Raw genomic sequence first — 13,992 nt, 5'->3', positions numbered from 1 at the left:
CCCGTCAGCTCAGCCGCAGTACGGCTCCCAGGCGGCGCCGGCGGGCGAGCACGGTCTCGGTGGCCGCGGCGGCGAGCACCAGCGCCGTCACACCGGCGACCAGCGCGACGAGCAGCCCGTAGTCGGTGCGCAGCGCGGGTTCGGCGGGGCCGCCGGTGAACTGGCGCAGGTCCAACGCCCGTGCCATCAGCCGGGGTTCGACCAGCCCGAGGACCGTGCCGCCTACCGCGGAGGCCGCCGCGAGCGGCAGCAGTTGCAGGAGGTGCAGCGCCCCCGCTTCCCCGCCGCCGAGCCCCAGGGTGCGCAGGAAGGCGGTGGTGCGGCCGCGTTCGTGGGCGGTGAGGGCCAGCTCCAGGGCGAGGGCGAGCAGGCCGGACAGCGCGGCCAGGGCCGAGGCCGCGGTGTAGAGGGTGCCGAGGCCCCGGGTGAGGCCGTCGTCGTGCAGGGCGTTCAGCTCCTCGGCGCGGACCCGGATCCGGGCCAGCGGTCCGAGCGCGCGGGTCGCCGCCGACCGCAGCGCGGCGGGTGCGGCGGTGGCCGGGGTGTCGGCGCGCAGGAGCAGGACGGTGCTGTCGGTGTTCTGCGCCGGCATCAGCCGGTCGGCGGTGGCGGTGGTGACCAGGAGCGGTGTCCCGGCGGGGATCCGCGCGGTGACCGGCCCGAGGAGGGGGTCGCGCAGGTCGGCGGCGGTGAGGGTGCCGACGGGGGTGAAGGTCAGGTCCACCGTGGGCTGCCCCTCGGCCCCGAGCGAGGTGGTGAAGCCGCCGCTGCGCTCGCTCGCCCGCAGGTCGGCGGAGAGGAAGGACGGCAGCGGGGTGTGCGCGTCCGGGCGGCCCGCGGGCGTCGGGCCCAGTCCGGCCAGCAGGGCGCGGGCCAGCGCTGACCGCGGGGCGACGGCGACGAGCCCGGCCGGGTCCACGGTGATCACGGCGGCCCGGGTGGTGAGCGCCCCGTCGGCCTGCCCCACCAGGCTGACGGTGTGCACCTGCTGGACGGCCGTCCGTATCCCGGCGGTGGATTCGGCGGGGGTGACGTGCCCGCTCGCGGTCGCGCTCGCGTCGGCGCCGGCCGCCCAGTCGGCGCCCCCGGCCAGGCCGTCGCCGATCGTGCGCTGCACGAGTCCGCCGAACACCGCCGTGCCCAGCGTCAGCACCAGGACGAACAGCGCGAGACCGGTCGCCGGGGCGTCGTGCGCGGCGCGGGCCGCGCCGACGAAGCCCACCGTCCCCCGGCCGCGCCGGGCCCGCCACAGCAGCAGGCGCAGCGCCAGCGGGTAGCACCGCAGCAGCACCAGCACGACGGCCAGCGCCACCAGCACCGGCACCGCCCCGAGTATCCCGTCGGGACCCTGCGAGCGCAGCGCGACCACCCCGGCCGCCGCCGCGAGCAGCACCGTCAGCTCCAGCACCACGCGCCGCAGTACGGCCGTACGGCGGCGCGCCGTCCGCGCCGGGCCGGGCCTGCGGGGCTCACGGACCGCGAGCCACGTCATCAGCGGCACCGTCACCGCGACCACCGCGGCGGCGGCGACGGCGACCAGCGGCTGCGGCGCCCCGGACGTACCCCCCGGCGCGAAGGCCCGCCCCACCGCCCACCCGGCGAGCGCGGCGACCGGGACCACCGTCCACGCCACGGCGCAGCGCACCAGCACCAGCCGCGCCGTGGACGCGCCCCGGGCGCGCTGCAGCCGCAGGTGCGCCCGCCTGCGGAGCAGCAGCAGCCGCACCGCGACGACGACGGTGGCCAGGACGACGGCGGCGAGCGCGTCCACGGCGAAGGCCGCCAGGGCTCTCGCCTGGTGGTCCTGCGCGGTGAACGAGGCCAGCAGCGGCGTCAGGGAGTCGACGACCAGCACGGAGCCGGTGGTCTGGCCCGCGACGGTGCAGATGACGTCGCCGGTGACGAAGTCGGTGCCCTGCCCCTGGCACAGGTCGGCGTTCAGGGTCGCGCCGAAACCGGCCAGCGGCCCGGACAGGGCGCGGGCCTCGTCCAGTGCCGCACCGCGCAGGTCGGCGTGCAGCTGCCAGGTCACCAGGGGGCCGCGCACCCCGGCGGCGGACAGCACGTCGGCGGTGTCGCGGCCGACGAGGCCGCGGGCGGACAGGACCGTGCCGGCGGTGCGTTCGGCGGGGGCGGTCGTCGGCCGGTCGAGGCTCTCGCGTCCCGTCCAGTAGCCGCCGCTCCCGGCGGTGGGGCGGTAGATCCCGCTCACCAGCAGCGTCACGTGCGGCGGTGTGTCCTGGACGTCGGGCGTCGCGGCGAAGTCGACGGCCAGCCGGCTGCCGGGACCGACGCCGAGCGCGGCGGCGGTGGCCTGCGACAGGGCGACCTGGGGCACACCGCCCTTCGGCGTGCTGTCGGCGGGCGCGTGGCCGCTGACGTAGCGCAGGTGGCCCTGCGCGGACGGCAGATAGCTCAGCGCGAGCCGGGTGCCGGTGACGGTGCGGTCCGGCGGGCGGGGCGAGGTCAGGGCCGCCTGGCCGTAGTCGTACCCGGCGTCGCCCTCGGGCGTCAGGCGGGCGGCGGCGGGGGCGCCGAGCCGGGCGGTGAGGGTGCGGCCCGCGCCGAGCAGCCGGCCGACCTCCACCTGGGGGCTGTTGAAGACCGCGAGGGTGGTGCTCATGGTGACCAGCGGGGTCTGCGCCTGCGCGGCCTCGACCCGCTGCCGCAGCGCCCGGTCCTCCTGGCGTCCGGCGAGGGCCGGGGCCCACGCGCACAGCGCGGTGAGCGCCAGGACGAGGACCGCGAGGCACCCGAGCAGCGGCAGGTCGCCGCGGGTCTCCCGGCGGATGAGGCGCAGGGTCACCGCCGCCCCCTTCCCCGCCCGCCGCGTCCCGTCGCGTTCCTTCTCCGCCGCCCGCATCACCGGTCCTCCCCCGCGCGCAGTACCCGTACCAGGTCCACCCGGGCCAGCAGCCGTCCGAGGCCCAGCACCACCGCGCTGATCGCCAGCGCGGTCGCCACCGCGGTCAGCGCGACGACGCCCCAGGGGACGACGAGCGGCAGCGGCGGGTACGGGGCCTGCCCGCTGTCGTCCACGGTGACCAGCGGCAGCACCGCCGAGGCGAGCGCGGTACCCATCAGCGCGCCCGGCACCACCGCGAACAGCGCGAGGCCCACCTGCTCGGCGCCGAGCAGCGCGGAAAGGCTCCGGGAGCGGACGCCGACCGCCCGCAGCAGGGCGAACTCCCTGCGCCGCTGCCGGGCGGAGATCACCGCGTGCACGGTGAAGGCGACGACCGCGAAGCCGGGGGCCATGGAGCGGACGAGTTCCAGCACGCGGCGAAGACCGCTGCGGAACGGGTCGTCCTGGAGGGCCGCCGCGGTGCGCGGTGTCGTGGTGGCGTGGCCGAGCGCGGGCCGCGCGTCGGCGGCCGCGGCCGTGCGCGCGCTGTCGGTGCTGCCGAGCCACCAGAAGGCGGGGTCCGCCTGGTCGGCGCCGGCCAGCGTGGTGGCCGAGGCGAGCGCGCGCTGGTCGGCGACCAGGTGCCCCTGTCCGCGGCCGAGGCCGGGCAGCGCTTCCGCCCGGCCGACGATCCGCACGGTGACGCGCGCGCCGTCGCCCAGGCCGAACGAGGTGGTGTCGCCCACGCCCAGGCGGGTGTCGCGGAGCATCGCGGCGTCGGCGCGTACGGGCAGCGGCGCCGGTTTCCCGGCGGGGCCCGCGACCAGCCGTGCCTCGGTGCCCGGCCGGGTGTCGAAGTCGCTCGCGGACAGGCCCGTGGCGAAGTCCCCCTGCGCCTCGGACGCCTTGAGGCCGGTGCTGATCGTGGCCCGCAGCGCGTCCGGGCCGCCACGGGTGATCGCGCACACCCCCGGGGTGCCGGGCTGGTAGCTGTAGTCCGCCTGCCCCCGGCAGGCCGCGGCGGCGGACGCGGGCCCGTGGTCGGTGCCGTCGGCCCAGGTCTGCCCACCGTCCGGCGCGGCCCAGCGGTCCGCGGTACCGGGGGCCCGCCCGCCGAACCTGAGGATGCGCAGGTCGAGCCGCGCGGGGCGTTGACCGGCCTGCGGCAGCACACCGACGGCGGTCACGGTGAGCGGGTACGTCCGCGGGCGCCCGCCGCCGTCGGCCACGTCGAGGGGGACGACGACGGTGTGCCGGGCGCCGTCCGCGGCGGGCAGGAAGGCCGACACGGTGCTGACCAGGCCGTACCCGTCCTGCACGGTCAGCACCAGTTTCGGCGCCGCCTGGCTGCCGTCGCTGCCCAGCCGTTCGTCCAGCAGCAGCGCGGTGGGCCGCCCCGGCAGGGGCGTCCCGTGGACGGCGGGCGCCGGGGTGCGGGGGGCCGGGCCGCCGATCGTGCCGACGAGGTTCTCGGTGACGCCGCCGGGCAGGTTCACCGTCGCCTGCGTCACCGGCGCCACCGAGGTGACCGCGGGCAGCGCCCGGTAGGCGGCCCCGAGCACCGCGGACGGGTAGCCGTCGGCCGCGGAGGGCTGGATCCGTACGTCCGCGCCGACGGCGAACGCGGCCTGCTCCGACGCCAGGCCGCCGAGGCACGCCAGCGCGGTGGTGGCGAAGGCGCTCACCGACATGGCCAGGCACATCAGCACCACGGGCCCGGCGTTGCCCGCGGCCCTGCGCCCGAGGTGCCAGCCCGCGAGTGTGAGGACCAGGCCCCGGCTGCGGCGGCCCACGGCGTCCAGCAGCAGCGAGGTCAGCGGCAGCAGCCGCAGCAGCAGGAGCGCGGCGGCCACGGCCACCAGCGACGGCACCAGCACCAGCACCGGGTCGGCGGCCGCGCTGCCGCTGCCCGCGCCGCCGAGCAGCGAGTGGTGCCGGCGCAGTTCCAGGTAGCCCGCGACGGCGACGGCCAGCAGCGCCAGGTCGGCGCCCATGCGCTGGACGGCGGCCGCGCGCGCCCCGCGGGGCGGCCGCGCGGACGGCGACGGCAGTACGGGCAGCAGCACCGCGGCGGCGTGCACCAGCAGCGTCAGGCCCACCGCGGCCCAGGAGTCGGCGCCCCGGCCGCCGGGGTGCAGCAGCCCGGCGAGGAAGACCGCGGCCACCGCGGCGGGGATCCCGGTGAGCGCCCACTCGCCGCCCGCGGCCCGCAGCAGCCGCGCGGTGCTCGCGCCCCTGCCCCGCTGGAGGGCCAGCTCCCCGCGCCTGCGCACGGTCAGCTGCCGGGCGGCGAGCACCAGGGTGGCCAGCGCGAGGACGGCGAGCATCACGCTCGGCAGGTACAGCGAGGAGCGGGCGGCGACCATGGGCACCGACAGTGTGTCGACGGCGCCCGGCAGACCCGAGGCCACCGTCATGTCGTCGAGGGACGGCTCCCGTCCGCCGAACACGGACACCCCGGTCCTGCTGCCGGACAGGGCGCGCACCCGGTCGCGGAGCCCGGACAGGGCGTCCGCGTCGAGCCGGGAGAAGTCGGGCTGCACGCTCCAGTGCGCGGTCAGGTGCCCGTTGAGTGCCGCGCTGCCGTTGAGCGCCGCGGGCGGCACCACCAGCAGGTCCTGGACGGCGGTCTGCTGCTGCGTCAGGTCGCCCGCCATCGCGGGCCAGAACCCGGCGGCGCCGGACGGCCGGAAGACGCCCGTGACGCGCAGCGTCATGGTCCGCTGGAAGGCGTCCTGCACCCGCAGGGCCGAGCCGGGCCGCAGGTCCAGCAGCCGGGCCAGCGTGTCGGTCACCGCCACCTCGACGGGGGCGGTGGACCCGGTGCCGACCCGTACGGTGGACAGCGAGGTGAAGGCGGCGGCCGGCGGGTCGGCCGTGCCCGCGGGCCACTTCCCCGCGGTCAACTGCCCGAAGGCGCCCGCGCCCTGCACGGCCACCGGGTGCAGGCTCGTACCGCCGGGCCCGCGCGGACCCGCGGCGCCCTCGACGCCGGTCACGGAGACCGGTGAGGTGCCCAGCAGTCCCACGTACGTGTGCTGCGGTACGTCGCCGAAGGCCCGCGCGGCGGCGGCGCGTACGCCCCGGTCGGCGGCGGCCATCCCGTCGGCGGTGAAGGACGCGTTGACGGTCACCTGCGCGCCCGGGTCGGCGGCCAACCGGCGTACCGCCCCGGCCTGCACGGAGCTGCCGGCCTGGGCGGTGAGCGCGGCGAGGGCCGTCGCGCAGAGCAGAACCGTTACGGCGACGGCGGCCAGGACCAGGCCGTGCTGCGCGGCCCGCCGGGCGCTCGCGGGAATCCGCCGGGCTCGGCGCTGAGCGCCCTGGTGCCGCGGCGGCGGCGTGGCAAGGCCGGGGGCGACCACATGAACTCCCCTGCCTCGAACATGTGACGGGTGGCGACGCGCCCCAGATCTATCACACGGGTGCCCCGGCCCGGCAAGGCAGGGCGGTCGTCTCCGGCCACCGGCCGCCCGGCCGTGCCCCGCCCGTCGAGGGCGCCGTCCACCCCGCGGCAAGGGGCTCCCGTCCCCGGCGCGTGCGGTGCCGGGGACGGAAGCCGCCGGTCAGCGGGCCGTCAGGAACTCGCGGGCCGGGAGCGGGCGGTTCACGATGCGGGTGTCGCCGATGTTGCCGTGGAAGACGATGTCGGTGGCGCCCGCGTACTCGTGGCCGCCCAGCAGCCAGGGCAGGCCGAGGGAGGTGAGACCCTGGGACACGCGGTTCGGGTTGTCGACGACGGGGGCGCCGTCGACGTACAGCCTCGTCCAGCGGCCGTCGTTGACCACCGCCAGGTGCCACCACCGCAGCTCGACCAGGCCGTGGCCCCAGTTGGTCGTCGGGTACGTGGTGTTCAGCGGGTAGTGGTTGAACTGCGGCTCGCGGCCGTTGTTGGAGATGGCGAGCTGGAGCACGGGCTCGTTCACGTCCGTGTTCTTGCCGTGCTTGCCCGCCGCCCCGGCGGAACCCCGGCGGCTGAGTACCGCCGCCCAGCCGTTGTTCCCGGCGTCCCAGTCGAGCGGCATCATCACGAACGTCTCGATCGTGTACCCGCTCCGGAACGTCTCGGTGTTCAGCGGCGCGTTCGCCCCGGTGGTCAGGTACGAGCCGTGCAGCGGGTTCCGGCCGCCGACGAACTTCAGGCTGGCGTGTCCGGGCTGGTCGGGGTGGTGGTCGGCGGACCACGTCAGCGCGTCGGCGGCGCTGCCGGGGACGGTCACCACCGTCAGGTCGTTGCCCTTGCCCGACAGGTCGCGGATCGTCCGGCCCGCGGTGAGCGCCGTGCCGGGCGCGCCCTGCCCGTCGAACCGCCAGTAGGCGAGCGTGCCCCTGACCAGCTCCTGGGCGGCCGGGCGGGACGGCCGGACCGGGACGGGGACGAAGCCGCTGAACCGCTCGTCGAAGTCGACCGCCATCGAGAAGTTGTCGACCGGCCCGGTGATGCGGGCGTGCTCGGCCGCCAGTTCGCTGCGGGACTCCGGGTCCTGCGCGAGGATCCACGGGTTGATCGTCTCGACGTCGATCGTGTTGCGGACCAGGTCGAAGTGGTACAGGCGGATCATCGCGCCACCGCCGAAGTACCGGTTCTGGTAGTTCGTGATGTGCATGTGCACGTCGTTGCCGGCGGCGTTCTTCTGCGTCATGCGCCCGGGGGGCCAGTAGTGCCCGTTGAGGGTCAGGAAGACCTGGTCGTTCTCGTTGATCAGCCGGTCCCACATCGTCTGCCCGTTGCCGGCCATCACGGCGTTGTTCTCGGGGTCGCCGGACTCGTAGGGGAAAACGTTGTCATCGTAGGGCGAGGCGACGATGTCGTGGGAGGTGAGGATCACCGGCATCCTCGGGTGCGCCTTGATGACCGCGTCGGCCCACGCGTACCCCTGGTCGGTGGTCCGCCAGTCCAGCGCCAGCACCAGCCACGAGCGGCCCGCGGCCTGGAAGACGTGCGCGGTGTTGTAGCCGGTCGGGTCCGCCGCGAGGAACGACTTCGCGCGCCGGAACCGCCGCGGACCCATGGTCTGCAGGTACGGGGTGTCCCCCCGGCTGTCGTCGCCGCTCACGTCGTGGTTGCCGGCCAGCACGCTGTACGCGGCCCCGTGCGCGTCCAGCATCGCGAACGCCTTGTCGACCTCGCCGAACGACAGCGGGTCGCCGTCCTCCGTCAGGTCGCCGAGGTGCGCCATGAAGACGATGTTGCTGTCGGGCGTCCCGCTGTTCTCGATGATGTAGCGGAACGACTCCTCCTGCGGCTCCCGGTTGACGCTGTCCTGGCTTCCCCAGTACAGGAACTGGGTGTCCGGCATCACCGCGAGGGTGAACTGCAGGGCCTCCGGGTCGGGATTCCACGTACCGGACCTGCCCGGCCCGCCGGACCTGGCGGCGTCCGAGCCCTCGGCGGCGGCCGCGGGAGCCGCGCTCAGCGCGGAGGCGCCGACGCCCACGGCCGCCGCTCCGGCACCGGCCAGTGCCGCGCTGCGCAGGAAGCCTCGCCGATCCTGCCCGCCGGGTCCTTGCGACGCGGCGTCATGCTGGGTGCACATAGGGGGCCTTTCACGTGTGGCGGTTCCCAAACACCGCCGACGCTAGCCAGGGGCGGCCTGAGCTGGGCAGACGTGAGATGACGGGGGGCCTTCGAGGAGTTGTCCATATGTGGGTCGCGGACGTCCCCGCGGGGGGACGCCGGGACGGGAGAGGAAGGTGGCGGACAAGTGGATGCGGAACACCCGGTGACAGAAGCGGAACTCGCGGCGATGGAGAGACGCATCGCCGCGGCCGCCCCGGCGCCTTGGCAGGGACGGCTGGAGACCCGCGACGCCACCGGTGGCGAGAGCTACATCCAGGTCACCCCTGATTCGGACGAGGACAACGAGATCTACTTGCGCAGATTTGTCGGCGCCCGCGAACTGAAGAGCCCTGACGTGCGACTCGACGCGGACATCGACTTCATCGCGCACGCCCGCGAGGACGTCCCTCGGCTGATCGCCGAGATCAGGCGGCTGCGGAGGATAGCGGACGGTGGCCGGGAGGCCGGCAGCTGATCCGGTGCCTGTCCCGGCTTGCCGGACGCCGCCGGGCGGAAGCCGCACGGGCCGCGGACCGTGTGCTCGCCCGGTGCCGTCCACACCCGCGGGTAAGGCTGGCGGGGCGTCAGCCCGGGAAGCGGGACACGCTGCGGAGGTGGTAGCGCCGTTCGGCGTAGGCGAGGTCGTCGCGCCAGAGGCGGCGGGCGGTGCCGCGCATCAGTGGGCGCAGGAGGGCGGCGGCGGCGCGGGCGGCGGCGAAGCCGGGGCGGTCGCTCGTGGCGAGGACCGCTTCGACCACGGCGGTACGCGGCTGGTCGTGGCCGGGCGGGCGCAGCGGCGTGGCGTGGGTCTCGACCACCGAGCCGGTGCCCTCGCCGTCGGTGATGCGCATGACGACGGTCCGCGGACCGGGAGCGGTGAAGACCGCGCGGACGGGGACCACCAGGCGTGAGGTGAGCGTGAAGGACACGTCGACGGCGATCCCCGCGTCCGCGTCGGGCAGCACGGTGAGGTCGGCGAAGGAGTAGGGGTGGAGCCAGGCTCCGTGCCAGGGGTCGAGGCGGTTGGCGACGACGTCCTCGGGCTCGCAGCGGCCGACACCGGTGTAGACCGCGTCCACCGACCGGGCCAGGACGGGGCGGCCGGGTACGAGCGGGGCGGGCAGCGGCGGTTCGCCGCCGACGTGGTCCAGGCGGACCCAGACCAGGACTCCGTCGTCGTGCACCGGGTACGGCCGCCAGCCCGCGTACGGGGAGCCGTCCAGGGCCAGTCCGTGCCAGTGGCAGCGCAGGACCCCGCCGCACACCGGGCTGTCGCGCAGCGGCGCCCCCAGGTGCGGGCAGATGCCCGGCCCGGCGACCGGCGTTCCGGCGCGGCCGCGCCAGACGACGACCTCCTCGCCCGCGACGGTGCGGGCCAGCGGGCGGTCGCCGGCGGTCTCGCGGGAGGCCCCGACGACGTACCAGTTGCCGGTGGGGCGCGCCTGCGCGGCCCGCAGCGCGTCCGCGATGAGCGAGGGGCGGGCGTCACGCCAGGTGGGGGGCTGCCGCGCCCACGGGACGGGGCGGGGGCGCAGCCGCAGCGGGTAGCGGTTCCGGGCCGCCCGCCGCGTCACGGCGCGTCCTCCGGGGCGGGCGCGGGCAGCGTGCGCCGGGCGCCGCCGGGGGAGGACGGCGGCCGGTCGGCGTACCGGGCCCGCAGCCGCGCCGCGGCGATGCGCGCCAGGCCCGCCCCGGCGACGGCCGCCCGGCGCCTCCGGCCCACCACGGAGCGGCGGTGCAGCACGGTGTAGCCGTCGCGGGCGATGGCGTCCAGGATGCCGCGGTAGAGGGTGAAGGCCGTGCGGATGCAGGGTTCCGACACCGGGTCGAGCAGCGCGATGCCGGGTTCGGCCTCGCGGTAGACACCGCGGGTCAGGTGCTCGGCGGCCTGGAGGGCGGCGGTGACACGGGGCTCGGACCTGCCGGTGCGGCGGCTCCACAGCAGCAGTTCGCGGTCGACACCGTGGGCGCCGAGCAGATCCTGCGGGAGGTAGACGCGGCCGCGGTCGAGGTCCTCGCCGACGTCCCGCAGGAAGTTGGTGAGCTGGAAGGCCACCCCGAGCGCGGCGGCGTAGGGGGCCGCCTGCTCGCGCGGGGCGACGGTGCCGAGGACGGGCAGCATCTGCAGCCCGATCACCGCGGCCGAGCCGTGCATGTACGCGCACAGGTCCTCGTAGGCGGCGTAGTCGGTGACGACGAGGTCGGCGCGCATGGAGGCCAGGAAGTCGGTGAAGTGCCGGTGGTCGATGCGGTAGCGGGCCGCCGTGTCGGCCAGGGCGTGGACGACGGGCTCGGGGCTGACGCCGGCCAGCAGGCCCGCGTGCAGGCGCTGTTCGAGCCGGTCGAGGGCGTCGGCCCGCTGCTGCGGGGACGTCCCGGGGGAGAGGCTGTCGACGATGTCGTCGGCCCAGCGGGCGAAGCCGTACAGGGCGTGGACGGCCGGTCTCCTGGCGGGCGGCAGCAGACCGGTGGCCAGGTAGTACGTCCTGCCGTGCCGGGCGTGCAGGTCGTGGCAGCGCAGGTAGGCGGCGCGCAGGCGCGGATCGGTGACACCGGCGCGGTCCAGCGAGCGCCGCACCGCGCGGGCGGTCACCGCGGCACCCCGCCGGTCGCCGGGGACCGCGGCGCCCGCGGCCGTCCGCCGACGGGGGAGGGCAGGCCCGTGACCCGGGCGGCGGCGAGCTTGCCGGAGATCAGGACGGTGGGGATGCCGACCCCCGGGGTGGTGCCGCAGCCCGCGAGCACGGCGTTCTCGGTGCCGCGCGGCAGGTTGCGCGGGCGGAACGGCCCGGTCTGGGCGAAGGTGTGCGCCACGGAGAACGGTGTGCCCGCGCCGTGGCCGAGCGCCTGCCAGTCCGCGGGCGTCACCAGGTGCTCGCACTCGACGGAATCGGCGATCCCGGTGAGCCCCCGGCGGTCGAGTTCGCGCAGGATGCTGTCGCGGTAGCGGGGCGCCAGCGACGCCCAGTCACCGGAGCCGGGGCCGGTCACCGTGTTGGGGCACGGCGCCAGGACGTAGTGCAGATGGCGGCCGGGCGGCGCGAGCGACGGGTCGTGCGTGGTGGGCCGGCTGATGAGCAGCGACGGGTCGCTCATCAGCCGGCCGGTGCGGGTCAGGTCGTCGAAGACGGTGCGCCAGGCGGCCCCGAACGACAGCGTGTGGTGGGCCAGTTCGGGCCAGGTGCGGTCGGTCCCGGCGTGCAGCACGACCGCCGACGGGGAGTGCCGCAGCGCCAGCGGGCGGCGGGGCTCGCGTCCCAGCAGCCGGTAGGCGACCGGCAGATCGGGGGTCAGGACGACCGCATCGCAGGCGATCCGGCCGTGCGCGGTGACGACGGCGGTCACGCGCGCGCCGCGCCGTTCCAGCGCCACCACCTCGTGGGCGTAGCGGATGTCGGCCCCGGCATCGCAGGCCGCGTCCGCCATGGCCCGGGGGAGGGCGTGCATGCCGCCGCGGGGGAAGTACACCCCGCCCACCGTGTCCATGTAGGCGATGACGGCGTAGGCGGCGAGCGCGCGGGCCGGGGGGAGCCCGGCGTACAGCGCCTGGAAGGTGAAGACCCGGCGCAGCCGCTCGTCACGCAGATGCCGCTCGACACGCGGCTGCCAGCGGCCGAAGCCGCCGAGCGCGGCCAGCCGCGCGAGGTCCGCGTTCAGCAGGCCGAAGGGGGAGTCCATGTTGGCGTCGATGAAGCGCCGCATCTGCGCCCGGTACAGCCGCTCCAGCCAGCCGCGCAGGCTCCGGTAGCCCGCCGCCTCACGGGCCCCCGCGAAGCGGAGCACCTCGGCCTCCATCGCCTCGGCGTCGGTGTGGACGTCCAGCGCGCTGCCGTCGGCGAACCGCGCGCGGTAGGCCGGGTGGAGGGGGATCAGGCCGACCCGGTCGTGCAGGCGCTCGCCGACCGCGGCGAAGGCCTCGTCGGCGATGTCCGGCATGGTCAGCACGGTGGGGCCGGTGTCGAGGCTGAACCCGCCGAGCGTCAGCCGCCCCGCCCGGCCGCCGGGCTGCGCGTCCCGCTCGACGACCGTGACCCGCCGTCCCGCACCGAGCAGGTGCAGCGCGGCCGACAGGCCCGCGAGCCCGGCGCCCACCACGACGACGTGGTCGGTACGGCCCGTCACGGTACGCATCACCACGTGCCCTCCTCGTCCGCGGCCTCCTCGGCGGCGGCCAGTTCCGCGGCGATCGCCGGGTCCACGTCGGCCTCCCGGCCCGCCGCCCCCTCCGGCGACGGCACCCCCGCGACGGCCGTGACCAGGTCCTCGACACGGCGCCGGGCGTCCGCGCCGAGTCCGGCTCCCGGACCGCGCAGATGGAGCAGGGCCCGTACGGTCAGCCCGGCGATGTCCGACTCGACCGCCCGGCGGGCCCCGGTGGCCTCCAGCACCCGCCGCACCTCGTCCTGCGCGCTGTCCGACAGCCCGGGGTCGCCCACGCACGCGTCCAGCACCCGCAGGGCCTGCCGGTCGCCCGCGTGCCCCGCCCGCCGGAACGCCACCGCCACCAGATAGGTCGGCTTGCCCGCCCGGATGTCCGCCCCCGGCGGCCTGCCCGTCCGCGCCGGATCACCGAAGACGTCGTTGAGGTCGTCCCGCAACTGGAAGGCCAGCCCGGCGCAGCGCCCCGCGGCGGACAGGGCCCGTACGGTCGCCGCGGGGGCGCCCGCGAGGACGGCGCCCAGCACGAGGGGCCGCTGCACGGAGTACATCGCGCTCTTGAGCAGGGCGGTACGCACCGCGGTCCGCGGCACCCGGCAGGCCGTCGCCTGCCCGTGGACGTCGAGGTACTGACCGGCCGCCAGTTCGGTCCGCAGCAGCTGCCACTGGGCGCGCAGCGCGCCCGCCCGGTCCGGCGGGACGGGCGCGGCGGCGACCGCGTCGTCCGCCCACGTCAGCGCGAGATCCCCGGCGAGCACGGCCGCCGACTCACCGCCGGTCGGCCCCAGCGGCCTGCGGCGGGTCCCGCCGTGCGCCGCGTCCCAGGCCGCGTGAAAGGCCGGACGGCCGCGCCGCACCCGGCCCCCGTCCATGACGTCGTCGTGCAGCAGGGCGCACGTCTGCAGCAGCTCCATGCCGACCGCCACCTGCAAGGCCGCCCCGGCCACGTCCCCCGCCGCCGCGCTGTCGGGCGCGCACGCGCGCATCGCCCACCACACGAGCTGCGGGCGCATGCGCTTGCCGCCGTCGAGGACGAACCGGGCGACCGGCCCGGCCACATCCCTGCCGAACGCCGCGTCGATGGCCGCGGCCTGCGCGACGCGGGCCCGCAGCAGCACTCCCGCCGCCGCACCGACGGCGGCGGGCACGTCCGCGTCGACGGCGGACACGTCGATCGCGGTGACGTCGGGGCCGACGTGGGTGCCGTTGGTGCGGTTCCGGTGCGTGTCGGCATCCGCCGAAGGGTGCAGGCCGGGGCCCGTCCTTGCGCTGGTGCCCGCGTTCGCGCCTGCGCCTGGGGCGGGGCCCGCGCCTGCGGCGGGGTCTGGGGCGGGGCCCGCGCCCGTGCCTGCGCCTGCGCTCGCGTCCTTGTGCGCGCCTGCGCCTGGGTCGGGGCTCGTGCCTGCGCCTGTGCCGGAGTCCTTGTTCG

Annotated in this window: 8 protein-coding genes; 1 reads left to right on the top strand and 7 read right to left on the bottom strand. The window is 76.8% G+C overall.

Features of this window, described 5'->3' with window-relative positions:
* Positions 1-4: 4 nt before the first annotated feature.
* The 3 genes from ACWERV_RS13020 to ACWERV_RS13010 all read right to left on the bottom strand — a co-directional run bounded on the left by ACWERV_RS13020 (position 5) and on the right by ACWERV_RS13010 (position 8,382).
* Positions 5-2,806, bottom strand: coding sequence for a hypothetical protein (locus tag ACWERV_RS13020; protein WP_452932208.1), 2,802 nt, complete (start codon positions 2,804-2,806; stop codon positions 5-7).
* Between the two features lie 56 nt (positions 2,807-2,862).
* A complete protein-coding gene (locus ACWERV_RS13015) occupies positions 2,863-6,210 on the bottom strand; it encodes an FtsX-like permease family protein (RefSeq protein WP_452932205.1) in 3,348 nt (1,115 codons plus the stop codon).
* A gap of 201 nt (positions 6,211-6,411) precedes the next feature.
* On the bottom strand, positions 6,412-8,382 hold the full coding sequence (locus tag ACWERV_RS13010; protein ID WP_452932202.1) for a LamG-like jellyroll fold domain-containing protein: 1,971 nt from the start codon (positions 8,380-8,382) through the stop codon (positions 6,412-6,414).
* Positions 8,383-8,550: 168 nt separating this feature from the next.
* Between ACWERV_RS13010 and ACWERV_RS13005 the strand changes: the two genes are divergently transcribed.
* Entirely contained in the window at positions 8,551-8,880 is a 330-nt protein-coding gene (locus ACWERV_RS13005) for a hypothetical protein (RefSeq protein WP_452932201.1), read from the top strand.
* Between the two features lie 109 nt (positions 8,881-8,989).
* Here ACWERV_RS13005 and ACWERV_RS13000 read toward each other — a convergent pair whose 3' ends face one another.
* From ACWERV_RS13000 to ACWERV_RS12985, 4 genes are read right to left on the bottom strand one after another with little or no spacing between them, the layout of a single operon-like run.
* Positions 8,990-9,979 (bottom strand): DUF5914 domain-containing protein, encoded by a 990-nt coding sequence (locus ACWERV_RS13000; RefSeq protein WP_452932198.1) that lies wholly within the window; start codon positions 9,977-9,979, stop codon positions 8,990-8,992.
* Positions 9,976-10,998, bottom strand: a complete 1,023-nt coding sequence (locus tag ACWERV_RS12995) for a phytoene/squalene synthase family protein (RefSeq protein ID WP_452932195.1) — start codon at positions 10,996-10,998, stop codon at positions 9,976-9,978. The genes ACWERV_RS13000 and ACWERV_RS12995 overlap by 4 nt, the downstream gene beginning before the upstream one ends.
* Positions 10,995-12,536 (bottom strand): phytoene desaturase family protein, encoded by a 1,542-nt coding sequence (gene crtI, locus ACWERV_RS12990; protein WP_452932382.1) that lies wholly within the window; start codon positions 12,534-12,536, stop codon positions 10,995-10,997. The genes ACWERV_RS12995 and crtI overlap by 4 nt, the downstream gene beginning before the upstream one ends.
* Positions 12,536-13,732 carry a polyprenyl synthetase family protein gene (locus tag ACWERV_RS12985; protein ID WP_452932192.1) on the bottom strand — a complete coding sequence of 399 codons (1,197 nt, stop codon included), beginning with the start codon at positions 13,730-13,732 and terminating at the stop codon, positions 12,536-12,538. Before ACWERV_RS12985 ends, crtI begins: the two co-directional genes overlap by 1 nt.
* Positions 13,733-13,992 lie beyond the last annotated feature (260 nt).

This window comes from Streptomyces sp. NPDC004031 (genome assembly GCF_053604375.1).
Note: the sequence above shows the minus strand (reverse complement) of the source record. Positions and strands in the feature narration are given on the sequence as shown.